The organism is Pseudomonas sp. LBUM1671 (assembly GCF_059695685.1).
Genome location: NZ_CP166782.1, coordinates 2,708,816 through 2,729,922 on the forward strand (window position 1 = coordinate 2,708,816; position 21,107 = coordinate 2,729,922).

At 60.4% G+C, this 21,107-nt stretch carries 5 protein-coding genes; 1 reads left to right on the plus strand and 4 read right to left on the minus strand.

Annotated features, from left to right (window positions below; genetic code table 11):
* Positions 1-440: 440 nt before the first annotated feature.
* The 4 genes from ACA060_RS12615 to ACA060_RS12630 form a co-directional block, all read right to left on the minus strand.
* Positions 441-3,464, minus strand: a complete 3,024-nt coding sequence (locus tag ACA060_RS12615) for an Ig-like domain-containing protein (protein WP_497318226.1) — start codon at positions 3,462-3,464, stop codon at positions 441-443.
* A 484-nt stretch (positions 3,465-3,948) separates the two neighbouring features.
* A complete protein-coding gene (locus tag ACA060_RS12620; protein ID WP_497317617.1) occupies positions 3,949-5,277 on the minus strand; it encodes a TolC family outer membrane protein in 1,329 nt (442 codons plus the stop codon).
* Between the two features lies 1 nt (position 5,278).
* Positions 5,279-6,619, minus strand: coding sequence for an HlyD family type I secretion periplasmic adaptor subunit (locus ACA060_RS12625; protein WP_497317619.1), 1,341 nt, complete (start codon positions 6,617-6,619; stop codon positions 5,279-5,281).
* 6 nt (positions 6,620-6,625) lie between these two features.
* Entirely contained in the window at positions 6,626-8,362 is a 1,737-nt protein-coding gene (locus ACA060_RS12630) for a type I secretion system permease/ATPase (RefSeq protein ID WP_497317621.1), read from the minus strand.
* Positions 8,363-9,055: 693 nt separating this feature from the next.
* Here ACA060_RS12630 and ACA060_RS12635 point away from each other — a divergent pair.
* Positions 9,056-20,824, plus strand: coding sequence for a peroxidase family protein (locus tag ACA060_RS12635; protein WP_497317623.1), 11,769 nt, complete (start codon positions 9,056-9,058; stop codon positions 20,822-20,824).
* Positions 20,825-21,107 lie beyond the last annotated feature (283 nt).

The window sequence follows — 21,107 nt, forward strand, 5'->3', positions numbered from 1 at the left end:
CGGATCTCTTGATTAATATCATAATTAAGATTCAGCAAACTCTATGCCACACTTATAGAGCCTGAAGTCTTGCCGGTTTAACCAGTTTTATGGGGCTCTTTCGATATAGGGTTGGGGTAAATAAAGCCCGTTTATGGGGGTGTTTCCTCTGAAATGGGGAGGCATTTTCAAGTTGGTTTCGGAGGAGGCGTTGGGCGGATATCAGCCGGTTTGGCGAAGCCCTGTAGCAACTGGAAGAGTGAATATTTTAGAGGTTTTGGACAGAATGTTGCCGATCGCGTTTGGATGAAATCGATAGCTGCCCCATGAAAGGCAGCTATCGATCCATTGAGATTTTCCGCCCAAGAACACAACACAAACACAACACAACCTGCCACGCTGCGAGCAGCCCTTCAGGCAATTCCTGAGCAGGGCTGCGGCGCTGCTGTCATGTCAGCGTGTTACCGGGGTGCCGAGACCGCCACGGTCACCGTCGCCGGTGTCGATAACGCGCCCTTGGTATCGCTGGCTTGATAGGTAAAGCTGGCGACGAACGACGCTGCGATTGTGGCCGGTGGTGTGTAGATCACGCGTACGCCGTCGGTGCTGACCGCGACCGTGCCCTTGCCGGCGCTCGGTTGCGTCAGACCCACTACTTTAAGTGGCACATGACCGTCAGGGTCGGAGTCGTTCGCCAGGACATTGATGGTCAGCGGTTTGCCGTCTCTGCTGCTGGCGCTGTCGGGTTTGGCGACGGGTTTTTTGTTTTCGCCTTCGCCCGTGCGGAAGGTCGGCAGCGCCGCAGAGTTTACATAGGTGACGCCGTCCCAGCCGGGCAGGGGCGTTGGCATCAACTGAAACTGGCCGGGCCTCTCGATGTCCCAGCGCAGCAGCATCGAAGTGTCCTCATGCTGGGTGTTGTGGCAGTGCTCCATGTAGGTCCCGGCGAACTCGCGGAAGCGGATGGCTATTTCCACGTCCACCGAACTGTCGATGCCCTCGCCAATGCGATAAACGTCCTTGCGCGCCCCTTTCTCCCATTCCGGCGGCGCCTTGCCGTCGCGGTTGAGGACGATGCCTTCTTCGAAATGCACGTGCACCGGGTGGGCCCAGCCGTTGCCGCCGTTCTTGATTTTCCACACCTCAAGGGTGCCGTCGCCGGAGAACCCGGCATCCGTCGGACCGTTGGCCAGTTGCGGGGCAGCGCTGATTCGCCGTGAGTCCATCTGGTAGCCAAAACCACCGTCGGTCTTGATGGTCCAGGGTTCTTCGTCGGTGCCATCGGAGCGACCGAAGATGAACTCGCGATGCCGCGCCAGTTTGAGTTTGGCCTGCACCGTCGGATCGTCACGGTTGAGGGTCAACGGAATCATGATTTTACCCACTGCCTTGCCCGGTTTGGCCGGCTCGTACTCGGCAGGGTTCATGCTGACATCCGTGCCGCTGTAAGGCTGAACCACCATTTGCATGAATTTGCCCACCACCGGGTCGCCGTTGTCCCATTCCAGTCCTTTGCTACCCAGCTTGAGCACCGCTTTGTACTTCCCGGACAGTACATCGGCCAGGCTCACCGGTTCTATCTCCGGTCCCCTGCCGCCCTCGTGCACCATAAGGTTGACGAAGTACAGCTTGTCGCCGGTCTTGATCCCGTTTTTCGCGAAGTTGACGATGATGTCGTAACGCTCGGCGATGCCCTGGGTCGGCAGGATAGCGTTGTGGTCCTGCAGGTCGCCGTCGGCGTCGAGGTCCATGCTGCCGTCGAATGGCACGGCGTGTTCCATGAGGTTGCCGTCGTTGCCGATCATGTGGAACGGCACGCGCGCAAAAGACACGTTGGAACCTGCCGGTCCGGGGAATTCACCGCCGGTGCCGGCGATTTCACGCACCAGCGCAATCCTGAAGTAGCGTGATATCGAGCCGTTGAGTATGCGGAAACGATAGCTGCGAGCGCGCACATTCAGGCGCGGCTGGTACTGCCAGTTGACCAGGATCTGATCGCCGAGGAAGCCGTCGGTGTTGAACGGGTTGAACCACAGCTGGCCGTTCTTATCCCAGGCTTTGTCGGCCACCATGAGGTTGACGTCATAGTCGCGGTTGCCCCAAGGCAGCGCCGAACCGCTGGGCAGGCGCAGGTTGACGCCGTCCTCGACCGCCTCGTTGCCGCGATCCAGGGCGCTGTAGTAATTCATCATCACCGCGTTGCCCTTGTAGACGTTCTGCGCGGTGAAATCGAGCATGTGGTCGTGAAACCAGTGAGTGCTCATGGTTTCGCGCCAGTCGCCGCGGATCTTGATGGTGCCGTTGTTGCAGGTCTTCAGTCCCGGGGTGGCGTCGTTGACGAACAGGGTTTCGCCCGGCGCACAGGGGAACGCCGCGCGAGGATCTTCAGCCTTGGTGTTGATGGTGTCGTAGCCGGCCAGTTGCATTGGCCAGCGATAGTCGTAGTACTGCCCCGGAAAGAAAAACGCATTGGTATAGCCGTCGCTTTCGGCCGGGTTGTGGCCGTTGTGTTCGTGGGTGCTGAGGGTGTGCAGGCCGAAACCCATGTTTGCGGCAGGGTCTATCGGCAGGGCGTTGTAGTGACGCATCAGCACCGGTTGACCGTAGCGCACCATCAGCAGTTTTACCGGAAAGGTGCCGTCGAAGGTCCATAGCGCCTTGTGGTTCTGAATCGGCATTTTGGGGTGAAAACGGGTGTCGATGCCCTTGGTGGTGCCCGTGGTGGTCGGGATGTCCGAGGTCTGGTAGTAGAGCCCGCCAGGCCCGAACTCACCGACGGCATAGTTGTGCATTTGTCGGCGGTCGCGCATGCCGCCATTGAGTTTGGCGCCGACTTGCACGGTTTTGAAGGCGACCTGCGGGTAGAACTCGTTCCAGCGTTGATGGGACCAGCCTTTTCCTGGCGGACGACCTTCGGCTGGCGAACCGACCGGATGGCGGTTGAGGAAGGCTTCAATCTGCGATTTCCAGGGGTTGCGATCCAGCACGTTGGAGTATTGCGACGGAAACGGGTAAAGCCCGGGTTGGCGCATGAAGGCTTCCAGTGCCGCACTCGACGGGCCGCTGCGAGCGATGCTGTTCGGGTCCTGCTGTGGCGCAGGGCCGGCAAGGGGCACAGGGAATGTCAGTGTCGGTGCGGGCAGGGTCGGGTCGAGTTTTTCCGTGCCGAACTCCTCCATCAGCAGCAGTTGCTGGGTGAAGGGTTGCGCCCCGAACAACGGACTGGGTTTGCCGTTGGTGGGGATTTTGAACGAGGTTTGCAGGCTCGGCGGCAGCGCGTTCTCAGCGCGTGGGGTCTTGCGGTCACCGTACGCGCCGTTGGGCAGGGCAATCGCGCCCTGGTTGGTCGGCGGCATTGTTTTCAAGGCTTCCAGCGCTGCCGCAGGGTCGGCGGGCGGGTTGGTATACGCCGAGGGGTCCGTCGGTGGCGGCTGGCTGACATCGTCGAGTGGCACGGCATTGGCAGTGTTGAGCGTAAGGAGCATCGCACAGGGCAGGCTTGACCTGCGCAGAAAGTCGATGGAATTGCATGGTGGTTTTGCGCGTTTCATTTTTCACCCCTCGCGTGATGCCCCGCCGTCTCCATGCTCGGGACGACAGCTAATGCGGGTACAAGGAGTGGAGCAACAATTGAGCCATTACAGCAGCGCGAAGAAAAAGTTCAGTTTTATTGACCGGCGGCTTTGGGTGTGACAAGTGATCGAAAAATAGGGTGGGTGACATTCCTCAAATACGGTGGAAAGTCCCCGTTTATGGTGGGTGTAGTGCCCCATTTCTGGGAGTGGTAATTGCCCGTTTTCGACAGTGAAAAATCAGGCCGTCAACAACTGCGAATGCGATTTCATCAGTGCCAGAGCGTTGAGAGTGGTTCAGAGAGGCGGTGATGAATGGCGGGTATTTGATTGATCAAAGTTACCCGGAAGGGGGGGCGGTCGGCCCTCATTGGCTCAACCGGCCGACAGGCGAACGTCAGTTGGTGACCAGCAGTTCCGGGCCAAGGTAGTTGTTGATCTGGTCGATATCATCGTCACCCAGGCTGCCCACCGAAGAGGCCAGGCGCAGGCGTGACATCAAATAACGCAACTTGGCCTCGAACAGATCGTGTTGCGCAACGAAGAGCAGTTCTTGGGCGTTGAGGACATCCGAATTGGTACTGGTGCCGCCTTCCTTGAAACCCTTGCGTGTCGACGTCAGTGAGCGTTCGTTGGACTCCACGGCCCGCTCCAGCGCATGAATACGTCTGGCGCCGCTGTGGATGCCGGCATACTCGCGGGTAGTTCCGGAGATGACTTCCTGTCGCGTGGCGTCGAGCTCGTCCAGGGCCTTGAAACTATTGGCGCTGGCTTGACGTGTCAGCGCGCTGGTACCACCACCGTTGTACAGCGGGAAATTGACTTCCAGCCCGATTGAGCCGTAGCGGTTGCGTTGATTGAGCTCGGAGATTGATTGGCTATCGCCCGCCGTGTAGCCGGCAACGAAATCCAGTGTCGGCCAGTGTCCCGCCTTGGCGCGCTTCACTTCTTCTTCAGCGAGGTTGCTGCTATGGCGGCGCGCATGGATCAGCGGACTATCGGTCTGAGCCTTGACCAACCAGTCCTGCAGGTTGCTCGGTTGTAGCGGTGGCGTATCGAAGCTCGGACGCAAGGTGGTCAGCGATTCGGGCGTTTCTCCGATGAATTCCTCAAGCTTGCGGCGCGCATTGATCAGGTTGTCCTGAGCTTCGATCAGCTCGGCTTCGGCGAGGTCGCGGCGAGCGACCGACTCGTCGATGTCGGTGACAGTGCCGGCCCCCAGCTCCATGCGCCGTTTCGCCGAGGCGAGTTGCTCATCGAAGGCGCTCAGCTTGGACTTGGCGAGGAGGATGGTTTCGCTGGCCAGGAGCACGTCGAAATAGCTTTCGGCCAGGCGCACCGCGGCGTCCTGACTCTTGGCATCGAACACCGCGACGCTGTAGTCGGCACGCTGTTGACCTTGGCGGTACTCGGCCATTTTCTGTTTGTTGAACAGCGGCTGGCGCAAGCGCACATTAGCGCCCTTGGAGTCGTAGTCGAGATCCCTTTCGATGCCGCTCTGGCGCTGAGTGCCATTGACCTTGTTGTCGTAGGCCGAGGCACTGATCTGCGGTAGCAGGCCGGCCTGGCCAATGGCGCGGTTTTCCAGGCCGGCCTCTTTTTCATGCACGGCGGCGCGGTAGACGGGGCCTTGGTACTGCAGCAGATCCCAGGCTTGTTTGAGGTCCATGGCGCTGGCCGGGAGAGACAGCCCCAGCAGGCAGAAGATCAGGCAATGACGGTCCATTTCATTGCTCCTTGAACGAGCTGTCGACACGCTCGAGCATGGGTTTGAGAAGGTAGCTCATCAAGTTGCGCTCGCCGGTCTTGATGGTGACGCTGGCGGGCATGCCGGGACGAATGTGATTGCTGCCAAGCAGGCTCATGCCTTCGGGTGTGACTTCTACCTGAGCCAGGTAGAACGGTTGCTTGCTTTCCTCGTCGAGCAGGCGGTCGGCGGAGACGGTCTTCACGCGGCCAGGGATGTTCGGCGTCTGGGCATGGTTGAAGGCTGGAAAGGCAATGTCCACGGCCAGGCCGGGGGCCATCTTGTCGATGGCCTGTACGGGAATCATCGCGTCGACCTGCAGCGGTTCGTTGTCCGGAACGATTTCCATGATTTTGAAGCCGGGTTGAATGATCCCGCCGATGGTCGCAATGCTCAGTGACTGGACCATGCCATCGATGGGCGAGCGAATCACCGTGTGGGTCACTTCATAGTCCAGCGCACGCAAGCGGTCGGCCAGGGTGGTGTTTTCCTTGGCGGTGTCGGTGAGCTGCGATTCGACTTCCTTCTGGTAATCGTGCTGGCGCTGCAGGATGCGCAGCTTGATTTCGGTGGTCTGGCTCCGTATGCGAGCAATGTTGTTGAGGTTTTCGGCCTGGCCTGCGGAGAGGTCGGCGTTGCTGCGTTCCAGCTCAAGCAACCGGTTGCGCGGCACGTAACCTTCGGCTGCCAGCACGCGGGTGCCTTGTAGTTCCTGGTTGAGGAAGTTGATCTGCGAGGCGCGGGCGCCATAAACCTGTTGCAAACCCTTGAGCTGCACCGCCGACGCTGCGAGGTTTTCCTGCAGGATGCTGATTTCGCCAGCGAGGCCGGCGCGCCGGGTATCGAGCAAACGTTGTTGCAGATTCATGGCGGCCACCAGGCGGTGGTCATGACTGAAGCGCTTGAGTAATTCGGGGTCGTAGTTCACTACATCGCGGCCGTCGCGTTCCGCTTCCAGGCGGTTTTCCACGGTCTTGCTGACGATGTACTGGGCGCTGACCGCACCCTGTTCGGCAACGGCACGCAGTGAGTCGAGGCGAACCAGCTCCTGGCCTTTTTTCACTGCATCGCCTTCGCGTACAAGAATGGCCTCCACGGTGCCGCCGCTCAGATGTTGCACGGCTTTGCGATTGCTGGTGACTTTGACCGTGCCTGTCGCAACCACGCCGGCATCGAGTGGCGCCAGCCAGGACCACAGGAGGAAGCCGCCGAAGCCGGCGAGCACCAGCCAAATGCCCTTGCGCATGGGTTTGCCGACGTCCAGATCCACCACGTTTCTGGGGTCGGTGTGAATCATCTCAATGTGTTGGTTCATTTGCATGATCGGTCACTCCCGTGCTTTGACGGAGGCCAGCGGAGTCGACGCGCCTGCAGGCATCACATTGGACTTGCGCAGCGCTGCGAATACTTCGTCACGTGTGCCAAGCATCTGAACGCCGCCGTCGCGCAGCATCAGCACTTTGTCGACGGCGCAGAGCACGTTGGGGCGGTGGGAAATCAGAATGACGGTGGCGCCACGGCCCTTGAGTTGGGCCAGCGCATCGACCAGGGCTTTTTCACCGACGTCGTCGAGGTTGGCGTTCGGCTCATCCAGCACAATCAGATTGGGCTCTCCGTACAGCGCGCGGGCCAAGGCGATGCGTTGCTTCTGGCCACCGGAAAGCGGGCTGCCATCGGTGCCCAGCCGGGTCTCATAACCCTGCGCAAAACGCAGGATCATCTCGTGCACTCCCGTCGCTCTTGCGGCGCGGATGACTGCGTCGCTGTCCACTTCACCAAAGCGCGCAATGTTATCGGCGATGGTGCCCTCGAACAGCTCCACATCCTGTGGCAGGTAACCGAGCCAGGGGCCAAGTTCGCCCTTGTTCCAGGTGAATATGTCCGCGCCGTCCAGGCGCACCTTGCCGGCCTGCGCCGGCCAGACGCCGACCAACAGGCGGGCGAGGGTGGATTTGCCCGAGGCGGATGGACCGATAATGCCAAGGCTTTCGCCGGGCGAGAGGTTGAAGCTCACCCCGCGCAGAATCGTGTTGTTGGTGGCGGGGGCGCCGGCATACACATTCTCCACTGACAGCATGCCAAGCGGCCGCTGCAGCGACATGCTGGGTGGTCGGCGCGGATAGTCTTCAAGCATCTCGTTGAGCCGGCCCCAGGCCGAACGGCAACCGAGCAGTTGTTTCCACGACGCGATGACTTGTTCCACCGGGGCCAGCGCTCGGCCGGTGAGGATCGAGCAAGCAATCATCATCCCGGGGGTGATCTTGCCTTCGATCGCCAGCAGTGCGCCGGCGCCGAGGATCAGCGACTGCAACGTGATACGCACGAAGCGCCCGGTGCTGCTGATCAGGGCGGCACGGTCGGAGGCCAGGGTCTGCATTTCCAGGATGCGCAAATGGCTTTGGTACCAGCGCTTGCCAATCGACGGCAGCATGCCCATGGCTTCGATCACCTCGGCGTTGCGCAGGTTGTTGTTGGCGTAGCAGGCGGAGGAGAGAGCGGCCTGATTGGCTTCGGCCAGCGGCTTCTGCGTGGCCTTTTCGGTGAGATAAGCCAGGAACACCAGAATCAGCGAGCCGATCAGGGTGATCAGTCCGAGCAGCGGGTGGATCAGGTAGGCGACCAGCAGGTACAGCGGCGTCCAGGGCGCATCGAAAAAAGCGAACAGGGCATTGCCGGTGAGGAACTGACGAACTTGCGCGAGATCTTGCAGGGCCTGGGCCGGATTGCCTCCGGCGCGGCTCAGGTTGCGCTCGAACGCAGCCGTGAAGATGCGTCGGTTCAGGTCCATGTCGAGGCAGTTGCCGACCCGGATCAACACGCGGGTGCGGACCAATTCCAGGGTGGACATCAGCAAGAACAGGCCTATCACCAGCACGGTCAACATCGTCAATGTCGTGACGTTGCGACTGACCAAGGCCCGGTCGTAGACCTGCAGCATGTACACGGCTGGCGTCAACATCATGACGTTGATGACGCCACTAAACCCCGCCAGCGAGTAAAAACTGCGGCGCAGGCGAAAAATCGCGTCGGCCAGTTCGGATCGGGTGCTTGAGAGCTTGTGCATTTGATAGTCCCTCACCGAAAAAGCCGGTAGTGCTTGCGGCAAAACCGCATCAGCAAATGTTGTGGCAAACCATAGATGTAGTTGCGAATGCTTATCGTGGGCACAAGCGATAGCGTTCTTTGAAAAGTTCCATAAATTTTTATATTCACATGCAGCAGCGTAGGTGGCGTTTGTCTCTCTAGCGATACAGTTTGAAATAACATTTCGCTCTATTGGTTCATCTGAATATCTATATCTCGTTTAAGAACAGTAAGTTGTCGGGTCAGATGCCAATCGTCTTTTTTTACGTCGTAATATTGACAGAGCATGTCTATAGAACTTTAGTCATGTGCAAGGGCGCCCGTCTGAAGCTTGCCATCGCTTCGAAAGTGCAAGGCACGGTGGTCCTGAAGGAGCACCGCATGTCGATCATTTCGTTCTGTAACACCGTGACGAAGCTGTTCAGGAAGTTCGCTTCGACTTCCCGATTCCATGGCCCACCAGTGGCTCGGAATCGCTCTGCCTAATCGCTCAGCGAGCAATTCATCCAGCGAATTCCAGGCGCGCATTCACCGGCGCAGGGGACGGCTTTGCCTGCCCCACGCCTGCTCTCGCCAAACACTGAACCAACGAACTGCGCAAGCCAGCACGTGACTTGGCGCGGGAGGATTTATTCGTCCCGAGCCTTTCCCATATAGATCGAGGGCAATCGAAATGGCCAATTTCAACAAGTCGGACCTGGAATTCATCCTCAAGCAAATCTTCATCGCAGAAGCGCATGCCAACGGAACCAGCCTTGGTGATTTATTACCCAACAGTCAGGTGCCATTCGGCCTGCGAACCGTCGATGGCAGTTTCAACAACCTGGTCGCCGGGCAAAGCGAGTTTGGCGCTGCGGACAATTCCTTCCTGCGCCTGCTTGATGCTTCGTATCGTGCGTCGTACGCCGGGACAGGGACGGTGGTCGACCCGCAGCCACGGATTATCAGTAACCTGATTAACGACCAGACCGCCAACAACCCGGCCGCGGTTGCGGCGAACGGCGGTGCCACCCCGATCATCAGCCCCGGTCTGGATGGCGTGTTCGGCACGGACGACGACAAGGAAGTGTTCTTTATCCCCAACGAGTCGCCGGACGTGGGTCTGACCGCCGGCTTCAACTCGTGGATGACTTTCTTCGGCCAGTTCTTCGACCATGGCCTCGACCTGGTCAGCAAGAGCAGTACCGACATCGTATTTATTCCGCTGATGCCGGACGATCCGTTGTTCATACCGGGCAGCCCGACCAATTTCATGGTGCTGTCACGAGCTGTGCGTACTGCTGGCGCGGACGGACTAGTCGGCACTTCCGATGATGGCCAGCCCAATACCACCTCGCCATTCGTGGACCAGAGCCAGACCTACAGCTCCCACCCGTCGCATCAGGTGTTCCTGCGCGAGTACGTCCTGAACGCGGCAGGTGACCCTGTTGCAACGGGGCGCTTGATTACCAACCGCGATCTCGGCGCCGATGGCAAGTTCGGCACGGCCGATGATGGTGACGGCGAAAGCGGCGGCATGGCGACCTGGGCAGTGGTAAAAGCTCAGGCCCGTGACATTCTCGGCATCAACCTGACCGACCTCGATGTGCACAACGTGCCGCTGCTGGCAACGGATGCCTATGGCAGCTTCATCCGGGGGCCGAACGGCATGCCTCAGGTGGTGATGCGCACCAGTAATGGTGCCGACGGTATTGCCGGGACGGCTGATGACGTCACGCAACTGGTCGAAGGCAACCGGGATGCTCCGATCAGTCTGGCAAGCGCCGTAAGCACCGGGCATGGTTTCCTCGACGACATCGCCCACAATGCAGCGCCGGTAGTCGTCGGAGGGGTTCTGCAGGCGGATGCCGACGCCGATGTCGGCAATGCGCAGCCCGTTGGTGCGGGCGGCAATAACCTGACCTATGACAACGAACTGCTCGACGCCCACTACATTGCCGGCGACGGCCGGGCGAACGAAAACATTGGCCTGACCGCCGTGCACCATGTGTTCCACTCCGAGCACAACCGCCTGGTCCAGCAGTCCAAGCAAACCATCCTGGCCGCCGGCGATCTGGCGTTTCTCAATGAGTGGCTGGTGGACGATGTCGCCGCAATGCCGACGACGCTCGCCGAAATCTCAGCCTTGGTGTGGGACGGCGAACGCCTGTTCCAGGCCGCCAAGTTTGGCACCGAGATGCAGTACCAGCACCTGGTGTTCGAGGAGTTCGGGCGTTCCATTCAGCCGCAGATCGATGCATTCCTTGCACCCAACGGGTATGACACCTCGATCAACCCGGCCATCCTCGCCGAGTTCGCCCACGTGGTGTATCGCTTCGGTCACTCGATGTTGACCGAGACCGTCGATCGTTTCGACCCCGAATTCAATCCGCTGCTCACTGACCCGAACAACCCGGACTCGCAAATGGGTTTGATCGCGGCCTTCCTCAACCCGCTGGCGTTCGCCGGAAGCGGGGCCACTGCTGACGAAGCGGCAGGGGCGATCATTCGCGGTGTGACCCGCCAGCTCGGCAACGAGATCGACGAGTTCGTCACCGAAGCGTTGCGCAACAACCTGCTCGGTCTGCCGCTCGATTTGCCGGCGCTGAACCTGGCGCGTGGTCGCGACACGGGCATCCCCACGTTGAACGAGGCGCGGCGTGAGTTCTATGCATCAACCGGCGACAGCCAACTCAAGCCGTATATCAGTTGGGCTGACCTGGCAGACAACCTCAAGCACCCCGAGTCGCTGGTTAACTTCATCGCCGCCTACGGCACGCATGACACGATTACCTCGGCGACCACGCTGGCCGACAAACGCGATGCAGCCTTGGCGCTGGTATTCGGTGGTCCGGGTGCACCGGCTGACCGCCTGGACTTCCTCAATGGCAGCGGTACCTGGGCCAACGTGACGAAGGCCGGCAAGGATGGGGTGCTGGGCACTGCAGATGACCTGACGGGTGTAACGATCACGGGTGTCGACGACATCGATTTCTGGGTCGGTGGCCTCGCCGAGCAGAAAATGCCGTTCGGCGGCATGCTCGGCTCTACGTTCAACTTCGTATTTGAAACCCAGATGGAAGCGTTGCAGGACGGCGATCGCTTCTACTACCTGTCACGCACCGCTGGCCTGAACTTCGGCACCGAGCTGGAAAACAACTCCTTTGCCAAGCTGATCATGCTCAACACCGATGTGACCCACCTGTCGAACACCGTGTTCCTGACGCCTACGTACACCCTGGAAGTGAATCAGGCCAATCAGTTCACCGGCCTTGGCGCAAACGGCGGCGCCGACCCGACTGGCGGCCTGATGATCAACGGCGTGGAAATCGTGCCACTGGTGATCCGAAACAATCCCGACACCGTTGGCGCGGACAGTAATTATCTGCAATACACCGGTGAAGACCATGTCGTCCTCGGTGGTACCGCCGGCAATGAGATCCTCATCTCCGGTGACGGCGATGACACCCTTTACGGCGACGGCGGCAACGACCGTCTCGAAGGTGGCGCCGGGAACGATGCGGTACTGGGTGGCGCGGGCGATGACATCATTACTGACTCGTTCGGCGACAACCGTCTGGAAGGCAATGCCGGCAACGATGTAATCGTGGCCGGTAGCATGCTGGCTGGAGGCAACCTGATCCTGGGCGGCGATGGGCAGGACTTTATCGTCACCACCGAAGACATCAGCACCACTTTTGGCGGTCAGGGCGACGATTTCATCTTGGGAGCCAAGACCAACCTGCCAGCCACCGGCAACGAAGGCGATGACTGGATCGAAAAGGGCACCCAGGACGGTGCCCCTGGCGATAACGCCTCGCCCTTGCTCAACGACGATGTGATCGGCAACGACATCTTTATAGGGGGTGCTGGCTTCGACGAAATGATCGGCGAGGGTGGCGATGACATCTTTGTCGGCAGCGATGCCCAGGACAATATGGACGGCATGTCCGGTTTCGACTGGGTGACCCACAAAAATGACCGGATCGGCGTCACTGTTGATCTGACCATGGCCGCGCTGGCTCAGCCACACGGCAACGCGCCAAACCAGAACAACGGGCCGTTCAATCCGGTCGGCGCATCTCCGGCCTCGATCCTCGACCGGTTTGCCGAGGTCGAAGGCTTGTCCGGTTCGAAATTCGGCGATGTGCTCAAGGGCGATAATATCGATGCAGTCACTATCGTCGACCACGGTGGTACCACCGGCAGTGCGCTGACCAACGTGGCGTTGATCCGGGGTCTGGAGCAGCTTCTGGCGGATGCCGGTTTGCCGACCACCGGCTTTGCCACCGGCAACATCATCCTGGGTGGCGACGGCAGTGACCTGATCGAAGGTCGCGGGGGCGATGATCTGATCGACGGCGACAAATGGCTCAATGTCAGGATTGCGGTTTATGACGCCGGCGATGTCAATCATTCCGGTCCAGAGATCGCCAGTTTCGACAGCATGGTCGACATGATCCCTTTCATGTTGGACGGTACCTATAACCCGGGCCAGCTCAAGGCGGTACGGGAAATCCTGCCCGGTACCTCGACGGGCGGGGCGGCTTTCGATACCGCCTTTTTCTCCGGCGTCCAGTCCGAGTATGTGGTGACACGGGACGACCGCGGCACGGCCAGCCTGGCGGACGATGTCTGGACGGTGACCGATACCGAAGTGGGTCGCGACGGCGTCGATACCCTGATGCATATCGAGCGCCTGCAGTTCGCCGATACCCAGCAAGTGCTGGTGCCGGGGCTTAATGCGCAACCCGTTGGCAGACCGACCATTGCCGATGGAAACGGCGGGGCGATTACGGTGGGCGACATGCTGACCGTCAGCGTGGCCGGGGTGACCGATGCCAACAACGTCGGGGGTACTCTGAACAATTCTTCGGTGTCCTACTATTGGCAGTTCGAGGCCGATCCAGGCACTGGCGTGTTCGAGGACATCATCCTGCTACCTGCCGGTGACCTGGCGTTCCAGAGTGCCGACGGCACTTCGTTCAAGGTCTCTCCAGATCTCGCCGGGTTGTCGTTGCGGGTCAAGGCGATCTACCAGGATGGTCATGGCACGACAGAAGTGGTGTTCTCGCAACCGACTGCCGTGGTCGCTCCCGGCGCCCCGGTTGTGCCGGTGGCGCAGGCACCTGTCGTCGATGCGACCGCGGGCGGCGAGGGCCTCAACATGGTCCGCTCCGACCTCAACTTCATTCTTGATCAGATCAAGATTGCCGAGGCTGACGCGGCCGGTCAGGACATGCTCTCGTTGATCCCGAATATCCGCGCACCCTTGGGCTTGCGTGCGGTCGATGGATCGAACAACAACCTGTTGAACCTCAATGGCATCAACAACACCCAGTATGGTGCTGCCGATAACGTCTTTCCGCGGCTGACCGATCCGGTGTTCAATCCGGCCGAAGGTGCTCCTGCCGGATTCTTTGGCCCCGGCTCGCCAGCCATTCCGGGATCGTCCTATCAGCAAACCAGCGGGGCTGTGTTTGACTCGCAGCCGCGCACCATCAGTAATCTGATCGTCGACCAGACGTCGAACAACCCGGCGGCCTATGCCACGGCTTACGACGCGGGGGCGGACGGAGTGCTCAATTATGGCGTGCCGGACAATGATGACGTGCTCAAGGAGGGTGTGCGGATCGTCGCCAGCCCCGGCATGGATGGCCAGTTCGGTACGGGCGACGACCACGATGTTTACCTGTTCGAGAACACCACCGCGGATGCGGGATTGTCCGCGCCGTTCAATGCCTGGATGACCTTCTTCGGGCAGTTCTTCGACCATGGTCTGGACCTGCTTACCAAGGGCGGTTCGGGCACTGTCTACATTCCGCTGCAACCGGATGATCCGCTGTATGTACCCGGCGGCCACACCAACTTTATGGTGCTGACCCGCGCGACCAACCAGCCTGGGGCGGATGGCGTGCTCGGCACGGCCGACGATGTCCGTGAGCACACAAACACCACCACACCGTTCGTGGACCAGAACCAGACCTACAGCTCGCACCCCTCGCACCAGGTTTTCCTGCGCGGTTATGAGCTGACTGACAATGGCCCCATCGCGACCGGCAGACTGATCACTAACCGTGACCTGGGGACGGACGGCAAGTTCGGGACTGCAGACGACAGCGAAATCGGTGGCATGGCCACCTGGAAGGTAGTCAAGGCGCAGGCCAATGACATTCTGGGTATCCGCCTCACCGATGCCGATGTCGATAACTCCCCGTTGTTGGCAACCGACGCCTATGGCAACTTCATCAAGGGGCCAAACGGCTTCCCGATGGTCGTGATGAAAGGGGCTGACGGTCTTGGCGGCACGGCGGATGACGTTCTGGTCGAAGGCAATCCGCTTGCTCCCGTCGACCTGACCAATGCGGTGCGCACCGGTCACCAGTTCCTCGCCGACATTGCCCACAATGCAGCGCCGGTGTTCAGCGGTGGCGTGCTCGTGCCTGACGCGGATTCCAACATAGGCAACGCAGTGCCGGTCAATCCGCAGACCGGGGCTAACCTGGCCTACGACAACGAGTTGCTGGATGCGCACTACATCGCCGGCGACGGCCGGGTCAACGAGAACATCGGCCTGACCGCCGTGCATGCGATCTTCCACGCCGAGCACAACCGGCTGGTTGCGCAGACGATGGACACCGTCCTCGACTCGGCTGACCTGACTTTCCTCAACGAGTGGCTGCTGGCTCCGGTGAGCGCGTTACCCGTCAACCAGGCCGAGATCGATGCGCTGGTGTGGAATGGCGAACGTTTGTTCCAGGCGGCCAAATTCGGCACCGAGATGCAGTATCAGCACCTGGTGTTCGAGGAGTTTGCACGGACCATTCAGCCCCGAGTCGACCTGTTCTTTGCACCGACCCAGGTCTATGACGTCGACCTCGATGCCTCGATCGTCGCCGAGTTCGCTCACACCGTGTACCGGTTTGGCCACTCGATGCTGACCGAGACCGTCGATCGCTACGATGTCGATTTCAACGTGGTTGGCGATCCGAACAGCGCTGATCCCGATCAGCAACTGGGCTTGATCGCGGCGTTCCTCAACCCGTTGGCGTACGCCGCCAGTGGCGTGACGCCTGAGGATGCGACCAGTGCGATCATCCGTGGGGTGACTCGGCAAGCCGGTAACGAAATCGACGAGTTCGTGACCGAGGCGCTGCGCAATAACCTGCTCGGCTTGCCGCTCGACCTGCCGGCGATCAACATCGCCCGTGGCCGCGACGTGGGGATTCCCTCACTCAACGCGATCCGCCGCGACATCTACAGCCAGACCGGTGATACCCAACTCAAGCCTTACACCAGCTGGGTCGACCTGGTTCAACACCTCAAACATCCGGAGTCGTTGATCAACTTCATCGCGGCCTATGGCACGCATGACACGATCACGGCCGCGACCACCCTGGAAGCCAAACGCGCTGCTGCCATGGCGCTGGTATTTGGTGGTACGGGTGCGCCGGCTGACCGCATGGACTTCCTCAACAGCACTGGCACCTGGGCCAACGTGACGCGTGCCGGCAAGGACGGGGTGCTGGGGACTGCCGACGATCTGAAGGGTGTGACCGTTACGGGCGTCGATGCCATCGACCTCTGGATCGGCGGCCTGGCCGAAGAGAAAACGCCGTTCGGCGGCATGCTCGGCTCGACCTTCAACTTCGTGTTCGAGAACCAGATGGAAAAACTGCAGGACGGCGACCGCTTCTACTATCTGGAGCGTACCTCCGGCCTGTCGATGAATGCCGAGCTGGAAAGCAACTCGTTTGCCAAACTGATCATGGCCAACACCTCGGCCACGCACTTGCCAGGCCTGGTGTTCTCGGACCCGGGGTTCTATCTGGAAAGGGACCAGAGCAAGCAGTTCAACGATGGCCTGGGCAACGCCGATCCACTGGGCGAGAACGGCGAGCAGGTGGTGTTCCGCGACAACCCGCTGACCGCGGGGCCGGACACCAACTACATCAGGTACACCGGTGATCAGCACATCGTACTGGGCGGCACCAACAACGCAGACATCCTCATCGCCAGTGAAGGCGATGACACGGTCTGGGGTGACGGCGGCAACGATCGCATCGAAGGGGGTGACGGTAATGACCAACTGCGCGGTGGCGCCGGCGACGACATCATCAGCGACCGCGGTGGCGACGATAACATCCAGGGTGGCGACGGCAACGACGTACTGCACGGTGGCAACGGCGTCAACTTGATCATTGGCGGTTTTGGTAATGACTTCATCGTCACCGGCGAGGACGCGTCCGAGGCCATTGGTGGCCAGGGCAACGACTTCATCCTGGGCAGCAAAGCCAACGAACAGGACATGGGTAACGAAGGCGACGACTGGATCGAGAAGGGCACCTCGGACGGTGCACCTGGCGACAACTTCGACCCGCTCGGCAACGACCCTGTCATCGGCCACGATGTGTTCATCGGCGCCAGCGAAAACGACAAGTTCAACGGTGAGGGCGGCGACGACATCATGGTTGGCAGTCTCGGCTTCGGTGACCGCTATATCGGTGGTTCCGGCTATGACTGGGCGACTTTCAAGGACCTTGCCCAAGGCGTGTCCATCGATTTCACCGACCGCTTTTTCGATGTACCTCCGGTGCCGGGATCGGGTGCCTCGGCGCTCGTGCGTTTCGACATCATGGAGGGTCTGTCAGGGTCGGCGCACGGTGACTTCCTGCGCGGTAATAGCGAAGACGCAACCTCGCTACCCACCGCCGGCGCGACCGGCAGTGTGTTGACCAACATCAACCTGATCGACGGCCTGGCTGATCTGTTGCCAGCCGGAGCGACATTCTTCGACGGCGGCAACATCATCCTCGGTGGCAGCGGCAGCGACCTTATCGAAGGTCGCGGTGGTGACGACATCATCGATGGTGACAAGTGGTTGAACGTACGCATCAGCGTACGGGCAAACATTGATGGCACTGGCCCGGAAATCGCCACGTTCGACAGCATGGAGCCGATGGTTCCACTGATGCTCAACGGTACTTACAACCCAGGCCAGTTGGTCATCGTGCGGGAGATTCTGACCGGCAATGACCGCTTCGACACTGCGGTGTTCTCGGGTAATTCGACGGAATACCTTGTCGAAGTCCAGGGCGACACCGTTATCGTGACCGACCTGGTGGCGGGGCGTGATGGTGTCGATCGACTGACGGGCGTCGAGCGTCTGCAGTTCTCTGACCTGGCGCAAGAGTCCGGAGTGGGCACCGCCTTGAACGAAGGCCCATCGGGTCATCTGGCGATCCTCGACGATGCTACCGGTCTGCGTGACGATACGCCTGTCGCCGGCCAGTTGCTGCGCGTCAGCAATCGGGCGGTACACGACGCGGACAACCAAACCCTGGCCAATCCGACCGGCGCAGTGACCGGTGCGGTGGCTTACTACTGGCAGGTCGAAAACATTCCTGGCACGGGCATCTATGAAGACATCACCGTGGTTGCTGCCGGCGAAGCTACGCGAGCAACCGGCACCACCTACCGGGTGGCGGATGATATAGCGGGCCTGAACATCCGCGTCAGGGCGGTGTATCAGGATACCAAGGGCACACTGGAGATCATCGACTCGTCGGGGAACAGCACGCCGACCGCAGGGCCGACCGTCAACGGGCTTTTGGTGCAGAACCAACTGTTGACCGCTGACCCGTCGAGCATCATCGACGTCGATGGCCTCAGCAATCCGCAGTTCACCTACCAATGGCAGGCGACCAATGGAGTCAGCTTCGTCGACATCGCCGGCGCCACCGGGAGCACGTTCACGCTTGGCCAGGACCAGGTCGGCGATCAAGTGCGCGTGGTGGTCAGTTACGTGGATGACTTCGGTGTCGCCGAAAGCGTGGCGTCCGACCCTTCGGACCCGGTGGCCAACGTCAATGACGCACCGACAGGCGCGTTGCTGATCAGCGACACGACGCCTGAACAAGGCCAGGAGCTGACCGCGCTGACGGCCGGGATTGCCGATGCGGATGGGTTGGGCACCTTCAGCTTCCAATGGCAGCAAGGTATCGGCACTTCCTTCACCAACATCACCGGAGCGACCGCTGCGACGTTCACCCCGGGTCTGTTGCAGAGCAATCTGCAACTGCGGGTGATCGTGCGTTATACCGATGGCTTCGGCACGCTGGAGACGGTGACCTCTGCGGCAACCGCAGCCGTTACGCTACCGCCTGGCGTGGTGCTAGTGGGTACCGCTTTGGCCGACACCCTCACCGGTGGCGCGGGTGCCGATGTGCTGCTTGGCCTGGGCGGGAACGATACGCTCAATGGTCTGGCCGGCATTGACCAGTTGTTTGGCGGCACTGGCAACGACATTCTCAACGGCGGAGACGACAACGACATCCTTAATGGCGAGGACGGAAACGACACCCTCAACGGTGGGCTCGGCGCGGATGCCATGAACGGTGGTGCCGGCAACGATACCTTTGTCGTCGACAACGTCGGCGACACCGTCATCGAGGCGCTGGGTGGTGGAACCGATCTGGTGCAAACCAGTCTGGCCAGCTACGTACTCGGTGCCAACGTCGAGAACCTGGCCTTCACCGGAGCCGGTAACTTCACCGGTACCGGTAATACGCTGGCCAACACCCTCACCGGCGGGGTCGGTAACGACGCCCTGAATGGCGGGGACGGCAACGACATCCTCAACGGCGGGCTCGGCGCAGATGCCATGAACGGCGGTGCCGGCAACGACACCTTTGTGGTCGACAACGTCGGTGACAGCGTCATCGAGGCACTGGGAGGTGGTACCGATCTGGTGCAAACCAGTCTGGCCAGCTACGTGCTCGGCGCCAACGTCGAAAACCTGACCTATACCGGAGCCGGTAACTTCACCGGTACCGGTAACGCGCTGGCCAACACTATCACCGGCGGGGTCGGTAACGACGCCCTCAGTGGCGGGGACGGCAACGATATCCTCAACGGTGGGCTCGGCGCGGATGCCATGAACGGTGGTACCGGCAACGACACCTTTGTGGTCGACAATGTGGGTGACACTGTTGTCGAGGCGCTGGGTGGCGGTACCGATCTGGTGCAAACCAGTCTGGCCAACTACGTACTGGCTGCCAACGTCGAGAACCTGACCTTTACTGGAGCCGGTAACTTCACCGGTACCGGTAATGCGCTGGCCAACACCCTCACGGGCGGTGCCGGTAACGACGTGCTTAATGGCGGTGCGGGTGCAGACCAGATGGTTGGGGGAACCGGCAACGATACCTACGTCGTCGATGTTGCAGCGGACGTGGTGGTTGAATTGGCGGGTGGCGGTACGGATACCGTGCAGACATCGCTGGCCAGTTACACGCTGGGTGCCAACCTCGAAAACCTGACCTTTACCGGAGCCGGAAACTTCACCGGTACCGGTAACGCGCTGGCCAACACCCTCACCGGCGGTGCAGGTAATGACACCCTCAATGGTGATAGCGGCAACGACACCCTCAACGGTGGGCTCGGCGCGGATGTCATGAACGGCGGTATCGGCAACGACACCTTTGTGGTCGACAACGTCGGTGACACCGTCATCGAGGCGCTGGGCGGTGGTACCGATCTGGTGCAAACCAGTCTGGCCGCCTACTTGCTGGGTGCCAACGTCGAGAACCTGGCCTTCACCGGAGCCGGCAACTTCACCGGCACCGGTAATGCGCTGGCCAACACCCTGACCGGCGGGGTCGGGAACGACGTCCTCAATGGCGGCGCGGGCGCTGACCAGTTGGTTGGGGGCGCCGGCAACGATACCTACATCGTCGATACAACCGCAGACGCGGTGGTAGAAGTGGCGGGTGGTGGTACGGATACCGTGCAGGCGTCGCAGGCCAGCTACACGCTCAGCGCCAACGTCGAGAACCTGACCTACACCGGCGTCGGCAACTTCGTTGGCAACGGCAACGTGTCGGACAACGTCATCACCGCCGGGGCAGGTAATGACACCCTCAATGGTGGCAGCGGCGACGACATCCTCACCGGCAACGGTGGTAACGACACGCTCAATGGTGACCTCGGCAACGACACGCTGCTCGGCGGGCTGGGTGACGACCGCCTGGATGGCAGTACCGGCAACGATCTGCTCCAGGGTGGCGATGGCAACGACACGCTGCTCGGCGGTATCGGTAACGACACGTTGTTGGGTGGCAACGGCAATGACTTGATCGATGGCGGTGCTGGCAACGATACGGTCACGGGTGGTGCCGGCAACGACCTCATGGATGCCGGCAATGGGAACGATATCTTCCTGTTCGCAGCGGGCTTCGGGGCCGATCAGATCTTCAACTTCGATGCCAACGCGGCGGGAGGTCAGGACCTGCTCGATATTTCCTCGTTCGGCGTCACAGCTGCGACCTTTGCCGCCACCGTCATCATCACCGATGTCGGTGCGGATACCTTGATCAGCTCCGCAGGCGCTGAGTCCATCCGCCTGATAGGGGTGGCCGACGCAACGACAGTCACTGCTTCGGACTTCATTTTGGCTACTTGAGGTTCTGATCGGTATTGCTGCAGGGAGCGTGTACAGAGGAGGGAGGGCAATGGATGCCCTCCCTTTTTTTATCATCTGTGAAGCACTCCAGTAGCCGTTCAACCAGCGTGAAACAAGTCCAGATAATGTTGAAAACCTATGGAAACGTCTATTGGAGGGGGCGCCAGAAAATCTGATCCGCACAACCACTCCTCAGCTATGTCTTTGCTTCCGTTCATTAATCCCGGACAATCGCGCCCCTGTTTCGGCCAGGGCGCTGCCCGTCGGATTTTTCCGACTCGTC

Excerpts from the sequence above, each read along its gene's own strand:
- ACA060_RS12635 (WP_497317623.1), top strand. The coding sequence starts at position 9,056 with ATGGCCAATTTCAACAAGTCGGACCTGGAATTCATCCTCAAGCAAATC.
- ACA060_RS12620 (WP_497317617.1), bottom strand. The coding sequence starts at position 5,277 with ATGGACCGTCATTGCCTGATCTTCTGCCTGCTGGGGCTGTCTCTCCCG.
- ACA060_RS12615 (WP_497318226.1), bottom strand. The coding sequence starts at position 3,464 with ATGCTCCTTACGCTCAACACTGCCAATGCCGTGCCACTCGACGATGTC.
- ACA060_RS12630 (WP_497317621.1), bottom strand. The coding sequence starts at position 8,362 with ATGCACAAGCTCTCAAGCACCCGATCCGAACTGGCCGACGCGATTTTT.
- ACA060_RS12625 (WP_497317619.1), bottom strand. The coding sequence starts at position 6,619 with ATGCAAATGAACCAACACATTGAGATGATTCACACCGACCCCAGAAAC.